The sequence below is a fragment of the Cohnella caldifontis genome, from assembly GCF_029360585.1.
GTDB classification, from domain to species: domain Bacteria; phylum Bacillota; class Bacilli; order Paenibacillales; family Paenibacillaceae; genus Cohnella; species Cohnella caldifontis.
The window spans coordinates 129,630-145,737 of sequence record NZ_JAQZSJ010000002.1 but is presented as its reverse complement, the minus strand read 5'-3'; the positions used below and the strand labels follow the sequence as shown (position 1 = coordinate 145,737).

18 protein-coding genes and 1 pseudogene are annotated in these 16,108 nt (G+C 60.7%); 15 read left to right on the top strand and 4 right to left on the bottom strand.

The features are described 5' to 3' along the window. The first annotated feature begins 84 nt into the window (after positions 1–84). Positions 85–1,248, top strand: coding sequence for an iron-containing alcohol dehydrogenase (locus PTZ19_RS03640; protein WP_276352417.1), 1,164 nt, complete (start codon positions 85–87; stop codon positions 1,246–1,248). 187 nt (positions 1,249–1,435) lie between these two features. Here the strand turns inward: PTZ19_RS03640 and PTZ19_RS03635 are convergent, their stop codons facing one another. Next, the gene (locus tag PTZ19_RS03635; protein WP_276352416.1) at positions 1,436–2,071 is read right to left on the bottom strand and encodes a biotin transporter BioY; all 636 of its coding nucleotides are present in this window, start codon (positions 2,069–2,071) and stop codon (positions 1,436–1,438) included. Positions 2,072–2,172: 101 nt separating this feature from the next. On the opposite strand from PTZ19_RS03635, the gene PTZ19_RS03630 reads away from it, so the two are divergent. From PTZ19_RS03630 to PTZ19_RS03620, 3 genes are all read left to right on the top strand, one after another. Next, positions 2,173–4,848: an ATP-binding cassette domain-containing protein gene (locus tag PTZ19_RS03630; protein WP_276352415.1), complete on the top strand. Its 2,676-nt coding sequence runs from the start codon at positions 2,173–2,175 to the stop codon at positions 4,846–4,848. Between the two features lie 98 nt (positions 4,849–4,946). Continuing rightward, positions 4,947–5,690, top strand: a complete 744-nt coding sequence (locus tag PTZ19_RS03625; RefSeq protein WP_276352414.1) for a sulfite exporter TauE/SafE family protein — start codon at positions 4,947–4,949, stop codon at positions 5,688–5,690. Positions 5,691–5,711: 21 nt separating this feature from the next. Continuing rightward, entirely contained in the window at positions 5,712–6,152 is a 441-nt protein-coding gene (locus PTZ19_RS03620) for an NUDIX hydrolase (RefSeq protein ID WP_276352413.1), read from the top strand. An 8-nt stretch (positions 6,153–6,160) separates the two neighbouring features. On the opposite strand, the gene PTZ19_RS03615 is transcribed toward PTZ19_RS03620, so the two are convergent. After that, positions 6,161–7,069, bottom strand: a complete 909-nt coding sequence (locus PTZ19_RS03615; RefSeq protein WP_339329289.1) for a polysaccharide deacetylase family protein — start codon at positions 7,067–7,069, stop codon at positions 6,161–6,163. 30 nt (positions 7,070–7,099) lie between these two features. Next, entirely contained in the window at positions 7,100–8,413 is a 1,314-nt protein-coding gene (locus PTZ19_RS03610; protein ID WP_276352412.1) for an MFS transporter, read from the bottom strand. 187 nt (positions 8,414–8,600) lie between these two features. Between PTZ19_RS03610 and PTZ19_RS03605 the strand changes: the two genes are divergently transcribed. The 8 genes from PTZ19_RS03605 to msrA all read left to right on the top strand — a co-directional run bounded on the left by PTZ19_RS03605 (position 8,601) and on the right by msrA (position 13,512). Then, positions 8,601–9,206, top strand: a complete 606-nt coding sequence (locus tag PTZ19_RS03605) for a LysE/ArgO family amino acid transporter (protein WP_276352411.1) — start codon at positions 8,601–8,603, stop codon at positions 9,204–9,206. Between the two features lie 40 nt (positions 9,207–9,246). Beyond that, positions 9,247–9,738 (top strand): GNAT family N-acetyltransferase, encoded by a 492-nt coding sequence (locus tag PTZ19_RS03600; protein WP_276352410.1) that lies wholly within the window; start codon positions 9,247–9,249, stop codon positions 9,736–9,738. 201 nt (positions 9,739–9,939) lie between these two features. Next, positions 9,940–10,371: a VOC family protein gene (locus PTZ19_RS03595; protein WP_276352409.1), complete on the top strand. Its 432-nt coding sequence runs from the start codon at positions 9,940–9,942 to the stop codon at positions 10,369–10,371. Further along, the gene (locus PTZ19_RS03590; protein WP_276352408.1) at positions 10,371–10,931 is read left to right on the top strand and encodes a GNAT family N-acetyltransferase; all 561 of its coding nucleotides are present in this window, start codon (positions 10,371–10,373) and stop codon (positions 10,929–10,931) included. Before PTZ19_RS03595 ends, PTZ19_RS03590 begins: the two co-directional genes overlap by 1 nt. Continuing rightward, positions 10,928–11,527 carry a histidine phosphatase family protein gene (locus PTZ19_RS03585; protein ID WP_276352407.1) on the top strand — a complete coding sequence of 200 codons (600 nt, stop codon included), beginning with the start codon at positions 10,928–10,930 and terminating at the stop codon, positions 11,525–11,527. Before PTZ19_RS03590 ends, PTZ19_RS03585 begins: the two co-directional genes overlap by 4 nt. Then, complete coding sequence (locus PTZ19_RS03580; protein WP_276352406.1) at positions 11,524–11,817, top strand: antibiotic biosynthesis monooxygenase family protein; 294 nt, start codon at positions 11,524–11,526, stop codon at positions 11,815–11,817. Before PTZ19_RS03585 ends, PTZ19_RS03580 begins: the two co-directional genes overlap by 4 nt. 79 nt (positions 11,818–11,896) lie before the next feature. Continuing rightward, positions 11,897–12,412: a GNAT family N-acetyltransferase gene (locus PTZ19_RS03575; protein ID WP_276352405.1), complete on the top strand. Its 516-nt coding sequence runs from the start codon at positions 11,897–11,899 to the stop codon at positions 12,410–12,412. A 125-nt stretch (positions 12,413–12,537) separates the two neighbouring features. After that, the gene (gene msrA, locus PTZ19_RS03570; RefSeq protein WP_276352404.1) at positions 12,538–13,512 is read left to right on the top strand and encodes a peptide-methionine (S)-S-oxide reductase MsrA; all 975 of its coding nucleotides are present in this window, start codon (positions 12,538–12,540) and stop codon (positions 13,510–13,512) included. A gap of 63 nt (positions 13,513–13,575) precedes the next feature. Here the strand turns inward: msrA and PTZ19_RS03565 are convergent, their stop codons facing one another. Then, complete coding sequence (locus tag PTZ19_RS03565) at positions 13,576–13,770, bottom strand: hypothetical protein (protein ID WP_276352403.1); 195 nt, start codon at positions 13,768–13,770, stop codon at positions 13,576–13,578. Between the two features lie 248 nt (positions 13,771–14,018). On the opposite strand from PTZ19_RS03565, the pseudogene PTZ19_RS25370 reads away from it, so the two are divergent. The 3 genes and pseudogenes from PTZ19_RS25370 to aspA all read left to right on the top strand — a co-directional run. Continuing rightward, a pseudogene (locus PTZ19_RS25370) lies at positions 14,019–14,207 on the top strand (SgrR family transcriptional regulator); the annotation flags it as partial. 58 nt (positions 14,208–14,265) lie between these two features. Next, complete coding sequence (locus PTZ19_RS03560; RefSeq protein ID WP_276352402.1) at positions 14,266–14,559, top strand: periplasmic substrate-binding domain-containing protein; 294 nt, start codon at positions 14,266–14,268, stop codon at positions 14,557–14,559. Between the two features lie 82 nt (positions 14,560–14,641). Next, positions 14,642–16,078, top strand: coding sequence for an aspartate ammonia-lyase (gene aspA / locus PTZ19_RS03555; protein WP_276352401.1), 1,437 nt, complete (start codon positions 14,642–14,644; stop codon positions 16,076–16,078). The last annotated feature ends 30 nt before the right edge of the window (positions 16,079–16,108 follow it).

Here is a 16,108-nt window from a genome sequence, read left to right as displayed (position 1 = left end):
CGTTTTTGTACCGGGCCGCAGGAACATGATAAGATACGGTACGTAGGAAGTCATCCGTCTGAAGCAAAGGAGAGTCGGCACGACATGAAACCTTTCGTATTCCAGAACCCGACCCGGCTGTATTTCGGCGAGGGGCAAATCCGGCATTTGACCGAGGAAGCGAAAAAACTGGGCGGCCGCGTGCTGCTCGTATACGGCGGCGGCAGCATTAAGCGCAACGGCGTCTATGAGGCCGTTATGAACGCGTTGCGCGAGGCCGGCGCGGAAGCCGTCGAGCTGTCCGGCGTCGATCCGAATCCGCGGATCTCAACCGTCCGCAACGGAGTGCAGCTGATTCGGGAGCACCGGTTGCAGTGGGTGCTGGCCGTCGGCGGCGGCAGCGTCATCGACTGCGCCAAGGCGATCGCTGCCGCGGCCGTATTCGAAGGGGATTTCTGGGAGGTCGTCAGCCGCAAGGCGTCCCCGAAAGGCGCGCTGCCGCTCGGCACCGTGCTGACGCTGGCGGCGACCGGTTCGGAAATGAACGGCGGCTCCGTCATCACGAACGAGGAAACCCAGGAGAAGCTTGGCTGGGGCAGCCCTTTCACGTTCCCCCGTTTCTCGATCCTGGACCCCGCTTATACGGCATCGGTTCCGCGAGACCAGACCGTCTACGGCATCGCCGACATGATGTCCCACGTGTTCGAGCAATATTTCCATCATGACGCGAACGCGCCGGTACAGGACGGTTTCTGCGAAGCGATTCTTCGTGCGATCGTCGATGCGGCGCCCAGACTGGTAGAAGACTTGGGGAACGTCGAACTGCGGGGCACGATTCTGTATTGCGGCACGATGGCGCTGAACGGGACGTTGTCCATGGGCGTTACCGGGGACTGGGCCGACCATGATATGGAACACGCGGTGTCGGCGGTATACGACATCCCGCACGGCGGCGGGCTCGCGATTCTGTTCCCGCATTGGATGGACAAAGCCTCGGCGCAATATCCGGAGAAGTTCGCGCAGATGGCCGTGAACGTATTCGGGGTGAAACCGGACGGGAAAACGCCGGCGGAACTTGCGAAGGAAGGCATTGGGGCGCTGCGGGCGTTCTGGAAATCGATCGGCGCGCCGACCCGGCTTGCGGATTACGGCATCGACGATTCCAAACTCCGGGTAATGGCGGAGAAAGCGACCGCTTTCGGCCCGATCGGACGTTTCATCCAGCTGAACGCCGAAGACGTCGCGGACATTTACCGCAAAGCTTTGTAAGATTCCCCCCAAAAGTGACGGGAAGCTCCGTAGATGATTCCGATTACTTTTGGAGGAGCCCCGTTATTCATAAAGTCAACAAAGAGGCGCCGGTTTCGGCGCCTCTTTGAGTTTCGATGAAGTTTCGGTATCCATATCAAACAAAGGCAGCGACGAGATGCATAAAATCTCCGGCCCGATCGCGTCTTCAGTTTTTCCGTGCCGGGCGGACGGCGGGAACGAGCGGCCGAAGCGCCGCGACGATCAGGGCGGCCGCGACCGCTTTGATCGCATCGCCAAGCAGGAAAGGAACCATGCCGATTTTAACCGCGCCTATAAAATCCAATTTGTCGGACACGTGCGCGAGCCAAGGCACGCCGGTTATGTATAAGAGCAGCACGCCGAAAACGAGCATGGCGATCAAGAGCAGCGCGGTCGATTTGGCGCGCGGTTTGCCGCGTCCGGCGAACAGCCGGTCTGTCGCCCAACCGATCAACAGCGCCGAAAAAGGAAACATCCAAATGAACCCGCCCGTAGGGCCGAACAACTGGGCCGTGCCGCCCGGACCGTTCATGAGGGGCAATCCTACGGCGGTCAATGCGACGACGAGAAAGATGCTCCAAAATCCGTACGCCGCGCCGAGCAAGCCGCCGGCCAGCATGATCGCGAACGATTGCAGCGAGAAGGGCACGGCCGCGCCCGGCCCGGATTTGACGTAGCTCGCCCCGACGAACAGCGCGGCGAACAGCGCCACGTATACGGTTCCCCGGATCCAGCCGCGCGTTTCCTCCGCGGACCCGCTTGTACGGATCGGTTCTTTGGCGGTAGACTGCGAATCGGACATTGTCAATTCTCCTCTCAAATGTTAACCTAATTTCATAGTCGTGGTTAACAATTGGCATTGTAGCATGGGAAGCAAAGATTGGGAAGAGGGATTTTCAAACGATGACGACAGCCAGGGACGGGACGGAAGAAGCGCTTCGCCTATCCGGCGTGGAAGTATTCGTTTCTCCGGAATCCGCGGAAGCGGGAGTCCGGCCGATCTTGGACGGGATCGACCTTACGCTGCGGCCCGGGGAATGGCTGAACTTGGTCGGGGTCAACGGCAGCGGCAAATCGACGCTCGCCCGGTTGATCGCGGGTCTGCACGTGGAAGCGGCTTATGGGCAGATGAGCCGGGGGTTCGCCGGCGACGCCGCTTCGCCCGTCGTGCTGCAGCGTCCGGAAGCGCAGCTGTTCGGGGAAACGCCGCGCGAGGATATCGGATTCGCGCTGGAATGGCGAGTCGCGGATACGGCGGAGCGGATTTCGGACATCTCCGGCGGCATCCTGCGGGACGCGGGGTTGTCCGAATGGGCCGATCGGCGCTGGGAGGAGCTGTCCGGCGGGCAGCGGCAGCTCGCCGCGGTTGCCGCGGCGTTGGCGGTCCCCGCGCCGCTGGTCGTCTTCGACGAAGCGACGTCGATGCTGGATGACGCCAATCGCCGAAAGCTGATGCGGTTGGCGAAAGAGCGGAACCGCCAAGGAGCGGCCATCGTCTGGGTGACGCAGCGGCTGGAGGAAATCGAACCGGACGCGCGCGTCGCAGCGATCGCGGAAGGCCGCATCCGGTACGACGGGGATGGGCGGACGTTTTTCTACGGCGATGGGGAAGGAGACTCTCCTTGCGAAGCCTGCGGACTGCGGCTGCCTTATTTGGCCGCGCTGGCGCAAGCGATGAAACGGACGGGGCGCTGGAGCGATCCGCTTCCGCTGTCCGAAGAAGAGTGGCAATCGTTCTTCGCAGCGGAACATCGGCCAGGCGCAAGCTCCGTGCCGGGGGCGGGATCGGAAGGCGCCGCCCGACGCCTGAAAGGGCTTCGCTTGGGAACCGGGCGGGGCAAACGCGAGCCGGAGGATGCCGCCGGAATGCCGATACGGGACACCGCTGCGGATGAGGATTCCGCTGTCGTACGGCTGGAGCCGGGCACGATGACGTTGATTGTCGGTCCGAACGGGGCCGGGAAGACGGTCTTCCTCGAAAAAACGGCCGGCTTGCGCGATCCCGAAGGGTTGAACGTCGAGTACGGAACGAATCCGTTATGGAAAAAGCGGCGGTTGTTTCCCGGCTCCCGATTGCAAGGGGAAGTATTGCCGTCCTACGGGCTTGCCGCTCAGTCGCCGGAACACGCGTTACTCGAGCGGACGTTGGGCCGGGAAATCGAATTCTCTTTCAAACCCTATAGGAGGAACGGCGAATCGGGATCCCCGGACTCGGTAGCGGTGGACGCGGCTTTGGCGGCCGTCGGCTGGGACCGAACCTGGCTGCAGCGGGATCCGTTCCTCATGAGCGGGGGAGAGCGGCGCCGGGCAGCGCTCGCGGCGCTGTTCTCGACGCCGGCCCCGTGGCTGCTGCTGGACGAGCCGACGGCGGGGCTCGACCGCGAAGGCCATCAGCAGCTTGGAGAGCACTTGAAGAGACTGAAGCGGGATGGACGCGGCATCCTGCTCGTTTCCCACGACACGGATTGGGCGCTGCCGTTAGCCGACCGGGTGCTGCTGATCCGCCCGGACGGCAGGATGGAGAGCCTGCGTCCGCAGGAATTGCTGGAACGGCCTGATCGGCTCGAGGCAGCCGGCATGGACACGCCAACGTGGCTCAAGGTCGCGAGCCGGATCCGCCGCTTCGCGGGACTTGCGCCCGAAGTGCTGTGGGATCCGGTCCGCATAGCGGCGGAATGGGACGGCAGACGGAGCGGCGAACAACCGGAGGGACCCGGAACCGCAAGTTCTAACGCCGGCCGAAAGGACTCTCGTCCACCTGCAGCGGCGAGGGACGAAATCCGGGCCCGGGCGGCGCTCTTGGCGGAACAACGCCGACGCCAGCGCCCGCTCTCTCGATTGTCCGGCTTTGATCCGCGAGCCGTCTGGCTCGGATACGCGCTGCTGTCTTTCGGCTGGTTCACCTTATCCTCCTGGGAAGCCATCCTAGCCGGCACGGCGGTATCGCTGCTGCTGCTGGCCGCGTTCCGCATTCCGCTGCGGCGGTGGAAAAGCCTCATCGTCGGCTACGCAAGCTTCGGCTTGATCCTGGCGGCTCTTGCCGCGTCCGATTTGACTTGGAACGCGGCCTATCCGGTGCGCTGGGATGCCGCGGCGTTCGCCGGCACGCTGCTGCCTTTCGCCCGAACGATGGCGGTGCTGCTCATCGGGCTGGGCTTGCCGCTCGTCATGACCCCTTTATCGCTCCGGCGGGCGCTCGAAACGCTGATCCCCCGCCAGGCCAAAGCGCAGGCGATCGGGCAGCGAATCGTATTGGCCGTCACGCTGACCGTTCGATTCGTTCCGGTGCTGCTGGGAGAATGGGAGCGATTCCGCCGCATTTTCCTCGCCCGGGGCAAGGAGACGAGCCGATCGCCGATCGCTGCGGTACGCAGGCTGCGGGGTACCGCGGTCCCGCTGCTGCTGGCGCTGTTCCGGCTCGCCGACGACGTGGCGCTGGCGCTGGAAAGCCGCGGGGTCCGCAAGAACGTCCGCCCCGCTCGAAGCACCCGGCTCCGGTGGGGATGGAAGGACGCGACGCTCGTCGCCGGAGCCTCGGGACTCGCCGTGCTGCTGCATCTGTTCGACGAATGTTTTTGATGCGGGTTCCGGGTCTCTGCCTTATAATGATATCGTCGTCGGCATCCCGTATGGGACGGCCGCCATCCTTCGATGCCATTTCCCGTTAAGGAGACTCCATGGAGATTACCGCATTGCAATGGGTCGTCACGATTCTCTGCGGCCTATTAGTCGGCGTTACGAAGTCGGGCTTCACCACTTTGGGCATTTTGGCCGCGGCCATGCTGGCCGCCGTGTTTCCCGCGCGCGAATCCGTCGGCATCATGACGCCGCTGCTAATCGCCGGGGACGTCATCGCCATTATCTATTACCGCAAAGCCGTCGCTTGGAAGCATCTGCTCTTCCTGTTTCCCTGGGTCGCCGCCGGCATTGGCGCGGGGTTCCTCGTACTCGGCCCTATCGGCAACCGGACGTTGTCCGTGCTGATCGGCTCGTTGGTACTGGTGCTTATCTTGATCCATTTGTTCAAACCCCGCCTGGAGCAGGCTCTGAATTTCTCCTTCGCCAAATCGACGGCATTCAACGGAAGCCTCGGCGTGCTGGCCGGCTTCACGACGATGATCGGCAACGCGGCAGGCAGCATCATGTCGATCTACCTGTTGTCCAAGGGCATGAACAAAACCGCCTTCGTGGGCACCAACGCTTTTTTCTTTTTTATCGTCAACGTGTTCAAGGTGCCGTTTACTTCCTCGCTGGGTCTGATCACCGGGCATACGCTGCTGTTCAACGCGTGGATCATCCCCGCCGTCCTGGCGGGGTTCGCGGCGGGATTTAAGCTGCTGCCGCTCATCCCGCAGAAGCATTTTCAGACCGTGATCCTATCTCTGGCGGCATTGGGCGGTATCTACTTGATCTTCGAGTAAAAATCGAAAAGGGGAGCGGATGTGGGCTACGTCGAAGAGTTGAGGGCCGTCGTCGGGCATCGCCCTTTGATTCTCTGCGGGGTGAAGGTGTTCATCCTGGACGTGGGCGGACGGGTGCTCCTTCACCGGAAACCGAACGGTCTTTGGGCGGTTCCCGGTGGATTGATGGAGCTGGGCGAGTCCGCTGAGGACACCGGGCGGAGGGAAGCCGAGGAAGAGACCGGCCTCCGCTTGGGGGCCATGCAATTGCTCGGCGTATTATCCGGAGCCGGACAGTATGCGGTGCTGCCGAACGGGGATGCTTTTTACGGCGTTACGATCGTCTACGCTTGCCGCGATGTCACGGGGGGAGAGCTGCGGGCAGAAGGGAAGGAAACCGTCGAGCTGCGATATTTCGAACGGGATGCGCTGCCGACGGAAATCCCTTCCGCTTTGAAGGCTCTGCTGCCTCACGATCCGTAAACCCGGAATTACTTAACCATAGAACGCAACAGACGAACCGCGGCCGGCAGCCGCGGTTTTCGGCGCATTCGGCGGACGTGGCGGTAATCGGTCAGCGTGACCCCGGCGTCGCGCATCGCGTAGGCGAAGTCTTCGTCCAGCATCAGCCGGTACTCCCAAATCCGCTTGCGCCAATGCGGAACGTGCTTCTCCATCCATTCGTCTTCCGCGCCGGGATGGATGTACGTCTCGACGACGCCTTCCGGAAGCTTGTACAGTTTCTCGATCAGCATCCGCTTGAACGAATCGTAAGTCTCGCCTTCTTCGACGTGGAAAGGATGGCTGAGCAAATAATCGGGGACGCGTACGCCAAGCGTATCCGTCAACGCCACGATTTTCGCCAGCGTGGCTTCGACGTTCGGAATGGCGGCGAGAAAACGGTCGTTCGGGTCCACGTACCGGAACAGACGGAAGGGCAGTCCCCTGCGCGAGCATTGCCATAAGACGGCGGGGAGATAGCTCCTTCCGGTCTCGAGTCCGTACAAGCTGCCCATGTGGTTGTCCGCGTGGGTCACGCGAAGTCCGGCCTGCCGGGCCGCCTCGAATTGCGCGTCCATCTCCGCTTTGACCGCTCGGGGATCCGCATGGAGTTCGAAGGCCTTGACCGTCGCGTGCATCGCTCCGTTCTCGCCGTGGAGAGAAGGGTGTCCGGTCAGGCTGGGCCAGCGGAGGGCGTCGAACTCGCTCGTGAACGTCAAATGCAAGCCGACGGGAGCGTCCGGATGGCTGCGGCACCATTCCGCGGCTTCCCGGAAAGCGGGGGCGGGCGTCATGATCGTGGCGGAGGATACTTTCCGTTCTTCGAGCAAATGTTTGATGGCTTGGTTCATGGCGGGACTTTGCCCGAAATCGTCGCAGTTCAGGATCAAATATTTCACCGGGATCCTCCTTATGCCTTACGTTACGTCTTATGCGGTCGTGCCCGGCGCGGGAAACCCGCTTTTGCGCCCGTTGTCGCCGTAACCTTTCACCAACAGGGAAATGAGGCATGAAATTGCCAGCAAGATGAGCGGAACGATGGAGATCAGCACCAGGAAGGTGGTCTCCGGGTTCGGTCCGGGTTCGTCGCCGCTGACGTAGCCGAACATCTTCCCGACCACCCAGAACGCGACCGCCGAAATCAGTCCGCTGGAGCGGGTGATGAACCCGGCGACCGCCGTGTAGATTCCCTCGCGGCGACGGCCGGTTTTCTCGGCGTCCCGGTCGATGATCTGCCCGCTCAGAACCGCCGGGCTGACGAGGAATCCGGCCAAGCCGAAACCGACCAGCACGCCCGCGATGATGCCGCTGATGAGGTCACGGCCGAGCAGCAGGGGAATGACCGACAACGCGTACACGAGCAGGGACAGCCGCCACCCACGGACGCCGCCCATTTTCCTCACGATCAAAAACCAAACCCCGACCAGAGGAATGACGGAGACGAATACCGAAGCCATGAGGATGGACACCTGGGCTTCCGGGATTTTCAGCACGTACTTCGCGTAGAAAGGAATGGATGCGCTCAGCATGCCGTTGACGGTCTGCGCGAACGAATTCGCGATGTTGAACAGCCAAAACTCCTTGTTTTTGAGCGTCTCGCGGAATGCCTTCAGGAAGGGCAGAGGTTCGTCCTTGCGCGCGTTCTCGTCTTCCTGCACCTTGGACATGCACCAGAGCATGCAGGCGGCGAACACGACCCCGTACAAGATGGCCATGTTGCCGAATCCGAGCGCTTTGTAGATGAACGGCGTCAGCGTGGTCGCGATGAGGATGGCCGCGATCTGATAACCTTGTTGGACGGCCGAGGCTTTGGCCCGCAGCGTGTCGCCCCGGAAAATTTCCGGGAACAGCGCGTTATAATTCACCCATAGAATCGTCGCGATGCCTTCGAACAGCACGAGGCCGGCGACCAGCCACCAGAACAGCCCCATGTCGTTCAGGCCGCCGGGCGGGGAGAAGATCATAACGAAAGAAAGCACGAACGGCAATGCCGCGGCGACGATCCAAGGTTTGCGCCGACCGTAGCGGGTCCGGGTGCGGTCCGAAAAATAGCCCATCATCGGATTGTTCACCGCGTCCCAGATCGAGTAAATCAAGCGCGCGACGGCGATCAGTCCGAGGCCGAGGCCGATTTTCTCGACGTAATAATACGTGTAGAAGCTGGAGAAGGCCTGACTCGGAATCATCATCGCGAACATGCCCATGGCGTAAGCGGACGGCGAATTCAGCAGTTTTTTCCCCATTCGGATCGATCGCTCCTCGAACGTAACGGTATTTGGCGTTGCGGGGTGTCATAGAAATTTATTCGCTCCCATGGCACGAATTCCCTGCTTAGCAAATTCCGACAAAAAGTTTCCGAAAATCGGCCTGTTGTCCATACCAAAGCGTGCTATAATGGTTGGAAGATTTCGAACCAACCAGAGGTGCACCATGTTCGCTGCTTTCGCGCACGGCTTTATCCTCGCCATCGGTCTGATCATGCCGCTGGGCGTGCAAAACTTTTTCGTTTTTTCCCAGGGAGCCGTACGCCGATTCGGCCGCGCCCTGCCGATCGTCGTCACCGCGGGCGTCTGCGATACGCTGCTCATTTTGCTCGCCGTGTCCGGCGTTTCCGTCGTCGTCCTGAATTTCGAATGGATGAAAACCGTGCTGGTCGTCCTTGGCGTCCTGTTCCTGCTGTACATGGGGTATAAGACTTGGAGAACGAAACCCGAGACGAACCGGGAAGGGGAGCGCGCCGAGTCGACCGTATCCCGGCTGATCGGCTACACGCTGATGATCTCCATCCTGAATCCGCATGCCATCTTGGATACGATCGGGCTGATCGGAACTAGCTCGCTTCGGTATACGGGTACGGCAAAGATAGCCTTCACGTCGGCCTGCGTCCTTGTCTCTTGGTTCTGGTTTTTCCTGCTTGCCGCGGCAGGCCATCTGCTCGGCAGCCGGGATCCGTCCGGCCGGTTCGTCGCCGTGCTGAACAGGCTGTCCGCGGTCGTCATGTGGGCGGCAGCCGTATACTTGGTCTTCACGATGTAAGGAGCGTTTGCCGGCACTCAACCGGAGAGGGGATGAACGCATGTTGTTTACGTATCGGGCGTTGACGACGGAGGACCTGGATGCGGTCTGCTCGTTTCCGCTTAACGCGGAAGAGCTGTTCTACTTCATTCCCCGCGCATCGTACCCGCTTACGCCGGAGCAGGTGTGGAGCAAAGCGCTCGAGCGGCATTTGCCGACCGTCGTCTGCGAGCGGGAAACGAAGGAAATCGCGGCTTACGCCAACCTGTACGACTGGAACGAAACGGAAGCCGCGTGCTGGCTGGGCAACGTCATCGTCTCCCCGCCGTTCCGGGGAAAAGGCGCGGCGGCGTTCCTGCTCCGCTCGATGATGGATCAGGCCGCGGAAAAGCTCGGCGTCCGGACCCTCAAATTGTATTGCCACAATCCGAATACGAGGGCATTATTGTTCTATTTGAAGCAGGGATTCGTTCCGAACGGCGGCTATAAAATATTCGACCATCCGAACGGCCATAAAATCGCGGGTTTGGAAATGGAGAAGCGGCTTTCGTAAGGGTGCAACATAGCTGTTGTCCACGCAAAAAGCGCGGATCGCCTTGAGGGAGGCGGTACCGTGCTTTGTTGCGTTTAGGGGATTACTCCCGTTCCACGATGATCGCGCCGTAGGTTAGCGGGCAAAGATCGATTTTGGGGTTACGTCCGATTTTGCGGCCCGGTATAATAAGGAAATCAAGCCTAAGGAGGAAATCCATTCATGGTTCCCGCGCGCGTAAGCCTTCTGACCATCGGTGCGCTCGATTTGCCGGCCCTGCGTTCCTTTTACCGCAAGCTGGGCTGGGAGGAGACGGCGGTCAGCTCCGACAGCTACGCGGTATTCCGAACCGCCGGCGTGCTGCTGTCGCTGTTCCCCTATGAAGAGTTGCTGAAAGATTCGGGTTTGGATACGGCTCCGGCAGCGAAAGGGTTCAAAGGCGTCACTTTCGCCGTCAACGTCGACCGCCCGGAGTCGGTCGACGCCGTGATGGAGGAGGTCCGGGCGGCGGGCGGCCGCATCACGCGGGAGGCGAGCGACGCGTTCTGGGGCGGACGGACGGCGTATTTCCTCGACCCGGAAGACAACGCTTGGGAAGTCGCCTGGAATCCGACCGCGGTGTTCGACGAGCGCGGCGCCATGATCGATTTCTGATGCGCGCCGTCATCGAGACGCCGCGGCTGCGGCTGGCCACGATCGGGATTTCCCAAGCCCCTGAAGCGCTGGATTTCGTGCTGCGCAATCGGGAGTTCCTGCAGCCGTGGGAACCTCTCCGCGAGCCGGAATATTATACGTTGGAAGCCCAGCGGAGGCTGATCGCGTTCGACAGCGAATGCATGGAGCAAGGGTCGTTGCTGAAGCTATGGATTTCCAAACGGGTGTCGCCCGGACGGTTCATCGGATCCGTCAGCCTTAGCAATATCGTGCGCGGAGCATTTCTCTCCTGCCACCTCGGCTATCGGATGGATGAGCGGGAGACCGGCAAGGGCTATATGACCGAAGCGGTCAAATACGCCGCCGAATACGCGTTCCGCGAGCTTGGGCTCCACCGGATCGAGGCCAACGTCATGCCGAGGAACGAAGCGTCCCGACGCGTCGTCCGGAAGCTGGGCTTCCGGGAGGAAGGCCTGGCGTTGCGCTATTTGAAAATCAACGGCAAATGGGAGGACCACGTGCATATGGTACTGTTGAACGACGAGATGGAGCGCCCATGACCGAGGTCGCGTTGATCCGCCACGGCAGCACGTTTTGGAACAAAGAAGGACGGATGCAGGGGCATTCGGAGAACCCGCTCGACGACGAAGGCTGGAGCCAAGCCCGCAAACTCGCGGAACGCCTCAGCTCGGAGCATTGGGACGTGCTGATTTCCAGCGACTTGCAACGCGCCAGGCAGACGGCGGCGGCGCTGCTGGAAAAGCTGGAGTTGTCCGAAATCCGTTACGATCGAAGATTGCGGGAAATGGACCGGGGGCTCGCAGCCGGCACGACGGAGGAAGAACGGATCGCCCGGTGGGGTCCGGATTGGAGAAGGTTAGCGGACCGGATCGGCATCGAGTCGGACGACGAAGCCGCGCAGAGGGGAAGCGGGTTGCTGCGGGAAGTCGCCGGCCGATATCCCGGGATGAAGATCCTGCTGATCAGCCACGGCATGATTCTCCGGAATGCCCTAAGGGGCATCCTCCCGGAGCTGGATATCGCGGAGCCGCTTCGGAACGCTTCCGTTACGAGGCTGCGGCACGACGGTTCGGGTTGGGTCTGCGAACGGTACAATTGCACGAGCCATCTGGAGGAAAGAGGGGAGATCGGGTGATACTGGAAGCGGCGATCCTGAAGGTGAAGCCGGAGTCGAGCAGCGACTTCGAAAGCGGGTTTCGCGGGGCGTCCCGGCTCCTCGCCGAAGCCCCGGGTTATATCGGACACGAACTGCACAAATGCGTGGAGCGGGCCGACCAATACTTGCTTCTCGTCCGGTGGAACAGCATCAGCGATCCGATCGCCGGTTTCCGGAAATCGGAAGCCTACCGAACCTGGCAGGAACTGCTGTCCCCATGGTGCGAGACGGAAACGTCCGGGGAACATTACGTGGAAATCCGAACCTAGAAGCCGTATCCTCTCGTTTCGTGATAATATGGGAAGGAAACCTGCCATCTCTCATGGCGAAGAAGAGAGGGAATGGAACATGTTGGAGAACTTTACGATATCGGATGCGACGATCGAGGATTTGCCGGCCATTGTCGAGATTTATAATTCCACCGTTCCCGGGCGAATGGTGACCGCGGATCTTGCGCCGGTTACGATCCAGAGCCGGCTCCGCTGGTTCGAGGCCCATACGCCGGACCACCGCCCTTTATGGGTGGTGAAGGACGGCGCGGACCGGGTCATGGCCTGGTTCAGTTTCTCTTCGTTCCACGCTCGGTCCGCTTACGACGGCACCGCCGAAATCAGCATCTACATCGCGGAGGAGTTCCGCGGGCAAGGTCTAGGGAGCGTTCTGATCCGCAAAGCGATCGAGGAAAGCCCCCGGATCAAGGTCAACAACCTGGTAGGCTTGGTGTTCGGCCATAACGAACCGAGCCTGGCGCTGCTCCGCAAGTTCGGTTTCGAGCAATGGGGGTGGCTGCCGGGCGTCGCGGTTTTGGACGGGATCGAACGGGACTTGGCCATCATGGGGCGCAAAGTCGGCGCGGGTGCCTAGCGGCGAGCCGCAGGTTCATTTTCCGACCGGAACTTCAATTTTGCTTCTGCCGCTCCCGCGGATTCGATCCCGGGGCGGTTTTCGTTTACAATGGAAGGAGAATCTAAGACGCGAGGTGAATAGACATGACGGAAACGGGCAAAGGGCCGTTCGAGCTGGCGACGTTCGCCGGCGGATGTTTCTGGTGCATGGTGAAGCCGTTCGACGAGTGGCCGGGCATTGAAAAGGTCGTGTCCGGCTATACGGGCGGGCACGTGGAAAATCCGACGTACGAAGAGGTGTGCTCGGAGACGACGGGACATGCGGAAGCGGTGCAAATCACGTTCGATCCGTCCGTCATTCCGTACTCGAAGCTGCTCGACGTATATTGGATGCAGATCGATCCCACCGATGCGGGCGGGCAGTTCCACGACCGGGGTTCCTCTTACCGCCCCGCGATTTTTTACCACAACGAGAAACAGCGGGTGGAAGCGGAAGCGTCCAAGCAGGCGCTGGAGGAAAGCGGCCGGTTCGATAAACCGATCGCCGTGGCGATCGAGCCGGCGTCGGCGTTCTATCCCGCGGAGGAGTACCACCAGGATTACTACAAGAAAAATCCGCTTCGCTATAAGTACTACAGCGTAGGCTCGGGGCGCGCCGATTTCATCGCCCGCCACTGGAACGCGAAGAAGGACCGCGCGGAGCTGCGGAAAAAGCTGACGCCGCTGCAATACGAAGTGACGCAGAACAACGCGACGGAGCCTCCGTTCCGCAACGAATATTGGGACAACCATGAAGAGGGCTTGTACGTGGACGTCGTGACGGGCGAGCCGTTGTTCAGCTCCCGGGACAAGTTCGATTCCGGCTGCGGCTGGCCGAGCTTCACGAAACCTTTGCAGACCGGCATGATCGAAGAGAAGGACGATTTCTCCCATGGGATGATCCGTACCGAGGTCAGAAGCCGCGCTTCGGACTCGCATTTGGGGCATGTATTCCCCGACGGTCCGAGAGAGACGGGGGGCTTGCGTTATTGCATCAACTCCGCGGCGCTGCGGTTTATCCCCTTGGATCGGCTCGAGCAGGAAGGGTACGGCGCGTACCGGAAATGGTTCGAGGATTGAACGCGGCAACGAACGAAGGAAACCTCATCGCTTAAAATGCATATAAAAAAAACGGCTGCCACTTTACGAAGTGTGCAGCCGTTTGCTTCCGAACCATTTGTGCCAAAAACCTTGCCGGGCATTGCGTTGCGGCGCCCGAGCCGATTCATTTGCTTTTCCCGCGCTTTGCTTGACGAACCATCCCCGGCGGATTCCCCGCTCGACCTCGTTTTGCCGTTGTTGCATCATTTTCTCGGCAAAGTAACATTCTTGCATCATGATTCAATTCTCCTTTACATGGAACTTCTTTCCTTGGTTTCATTATGCTCCGATTAAAAGGGGATAAAAAGTGCAGAGTTCGTGAAAAGTATTTCCTCTTTTTTTCACCCGACTAATTCACCCTGATCCGGCAGCAAAAAAGCGGCTTTCATTGCCAATTTCATTATGCCCTCGTCAAAAGAGGATAAAAAGTGTAATATACATGTAAATGACTTCCCCTTTTTTTTCATGGGAGGAGGAAAAGGCGTTTGCAGACGGTAACGGCGGAAAGGTATTTGGACTTGTATCAGCGTTTCGGAGGTACGGGCGGCGTCGGTTCGCCGGTGGAAGTTTCGCTCGAAGAACTGGCCGATACGCTTTATTGCACGACACGGAACGTGAAGCTGGTGCTTCGCAAAATGGAAGAGGACGGTTGGATCCAGTGGCTGCCCGGCCGGGGGAGGGGCAACCCCGCGGGACGCGATTCTGTACGGGCTCGTCTTCCCGGAGGACGACGTGTGCGAGATCGAGACGTACGAGCAGGACGGAAGTTATGTCAAGGAGCATTTGACCCCGGAGCTGCTGGCATGGGCCAAGGGCGTGATCGACCAGGCGCTCGAAGCCCCGAACGCCATCGAGAGGCGGAAAGTGCTGGAGAAGATCGAAGGGCGGCTGAGGGAAGAAGCCCTTGTCCTGTTTCTCCTTCATAAAAAGGTGAACACGTCTTATCAACCCGGCATCCGAGGCGTCACCATGAGCCCGCTGGGATGGATCGATTTCAAATCGGTATGGGTGCAGAGCCGCCGGTAAATCTCCGTTCGGGGAATTGTCCGGAAGGATTTGCTACAATAAGGGAAAAGCGACGCCGACCGAACGAAGGAGATGGTTATCCGTGGCGGATGTCAGGATCGAGAAAGATTTTCTGGGAGAGAAGCGGGTCCCGGCCGATGCCTATTACGGTATTCAGACGCTGAGGGCGGTGGAAAATTTTCCGATCACCGGCGTGCCGGTGCACCCGGAGCTGATCGAAGCGCTCGCGCTCGTGAAGAAAGCGGCGGCTTGGGCGAACGCCGAGCTTCGGCTGCTGCCCCGTCAGATCGCGGACGCCGTCATGCAGGCGGCGGACGAAGTCGCGGGAGGCCGGTTCGCGGACCAGTTCCTGTCGGACTCGATCCAAGGCGGCGCGGGAACCTCCATCAACATGAACATGAACGAAGTGCTCGCCAACCGGGCGCTGGAGATCATGGGGCATGCCAAAGGGGACTATTTCCATTGCAGCCCCAACAATCACGTCAACATGGCCCAGTCCACGAACGACGCCATCCCGACCGCGCTCCGCATCGCGGCGTACCGGCTGACCGAGCGCCTGCTGGAGGCGTTGAAAGAGCTGGCCGGCGGGTTCGCCCGCAAGGAGCGGGAGTTCGACGACGTGCTGAAAATGGGCCGAACGCACCTGCAGGACGCGGTGCCGATCCGGATGGGGCAGGAATTCGGGGCGTACCGCCAGGTGCTGGCGCGGGACGTCGTCCGGATTTCGCGGGCGGCGGACAACCTGTTGTCTGTGAATTTGGGCGCGACCGCGGTCGGCACGGGCCTGAACGCCAAGCCGGAGTATATCCGGCTCGTCGTGGAGCGGTTGGCCGAGGAAGCGAACATTCCGCTGCGCCGGGCCGGCGATCTGGTCGACGCGACCCAGAATACGGACGCCTATACGGAGCTGTCCGCTTCGCTGAAGGTATGCGCCATGAACCTTTCGAAAATCTGCAACGACATCCGGATGATGGCTTCGGGTCCCCGGGCCGGCCTGGGAGAGCTTTTGCTGCCGCCGCGGCAGCCGGGTTCTTCGATCATGCCCGGCAAGGTGAACCCGGTCATGGCCGAGGTCGTCAACCAGACGGCGTTCCAGGTTATGGGAAACGATCATACGATTTGCATGGCCTCGGAAGCGGGGCAATTCGAGCTTAACGTCATGGGGCCGGTCATCGCGTTCAATTTGCTGCAGTCCCTGAAAATCCTGCGCAACGCCGCGGACGTCTTTCTCCGCTACGCCCTGGAAGGCATGGAGGCCAACCGGGAACAGTGCCGTTCCTACGTGGACAACAGCTTCGGCATCGTGACCGCGCTGAATCCCCATCTGGGCTATGAGGTCGCCGCCCGGCTGGTCAAGGAAGCCGCGGCGACCGGCACGCCGATCCGGGAGCTCATCCTGGAGCGGGGGCTGCTGACGCATGACGAAATCGAAGCCATTCTGGATCCGGTGCAGATGACCACGCCCGGGATCGCGGGGGAATGGCTGCTGACGGGGCCCCAAGGCGACGTGCCTCGCTGACGCCGAACGGAGATCTAGAAGCAAAGAAGG

Bases quoted from the DNA above. Each gene is read 5' to 3' on its own strand.
- PTZ19_RS03640 (WP_276352417.1), top strand. From the start codon at position 85: ATGAAACCTTTCGTATTCCAGAACCCGACCCGGCTGTATTTCGGCGAG.
- PTZ19_RS03635 (WP_276352416.1), bottom strand. From the start codon at position 2,071: ATGTCCGATTCGCAGTCTACCGCCAAAGAACCGATCCGTACAAGCGGG.
- PTZ19_RS03630 (WP_276352415.1), top strand. From the start codon at position 2,173: ATGACGACAGCCAGGGACGGGACGGAAGAAGCGCTTCGCCTATCCGGC.
- PTZ19_RS03625 (WP_276352414.1), top strand. From the start codon at position 4,947: ATGGAGATTACCGCATTGCAATGGGTCGTCACGATTCTCTGCGGCCTA.
- PTZ19_RS03610 (WP_276352412.1), bottom strand. From the start codon at position 8,413: ATGGGGAAAAAACTGCTGAATTCGCCGTCCGCTTACGCCATGGGCATG.
- PTZ19_RS03605 (WP_276352411.1), top strand. From the start codon at position 8,601: ATGTTCGCTGCTTTCGCGCACGGCTTTATCCTCGCCATCGGTCTGATC.
- PTZ19_RS03600 (WP_276352410.1), top strand. From the start codon at position 9,247: ATGTTGTTTACGTATCGGGCGTTGACGACGGAGGACCTGGATGCGGTC.
- PTZ19_RS03595 (WP_276352409.1), top strand. From the start codon at position 9,940: ATGGTTCCCGCGCGCGTAAGCCTTCTGACCATCGGTGCGCTCGATTTG.
- PTZ19_RS03590 (WP_276352408.1), top strand. From the start codon at position 10,371: ATGCGCGCCGTCATCGAGACGCCGCGGCTGCGGCTGGCCACGATCGGG.
- PTZ19_RS03585 (WP_276352407.1), top strand. From the start codon at position 10,928: ATGACCGAGGTCGCGTTGATCCGCCACGGCAGCACGTTTTGGAACAAA.
- PTZ19_RS03575 (WP_276352405.1), top strand. From the start codon at position 11,897: ATGTTGGAGAACTTTACGATATCGGATGCGACGATCGAGGATTTGCCG.
- msrA (WP_276352404.1), top strand. From the start codon at position 12,538: ATGACGGAAACGGGCAAAGGGCCGTTCGAGCTGGCGACGTTCGCCGGC.
- PTZ19_RS03565 (WP_276352403.1), bottom strand. From the start codon at position 13,770: ATGATGCAAGAATGTTACTTTGCCGAGAAAATGATGCAACAACGGCAA.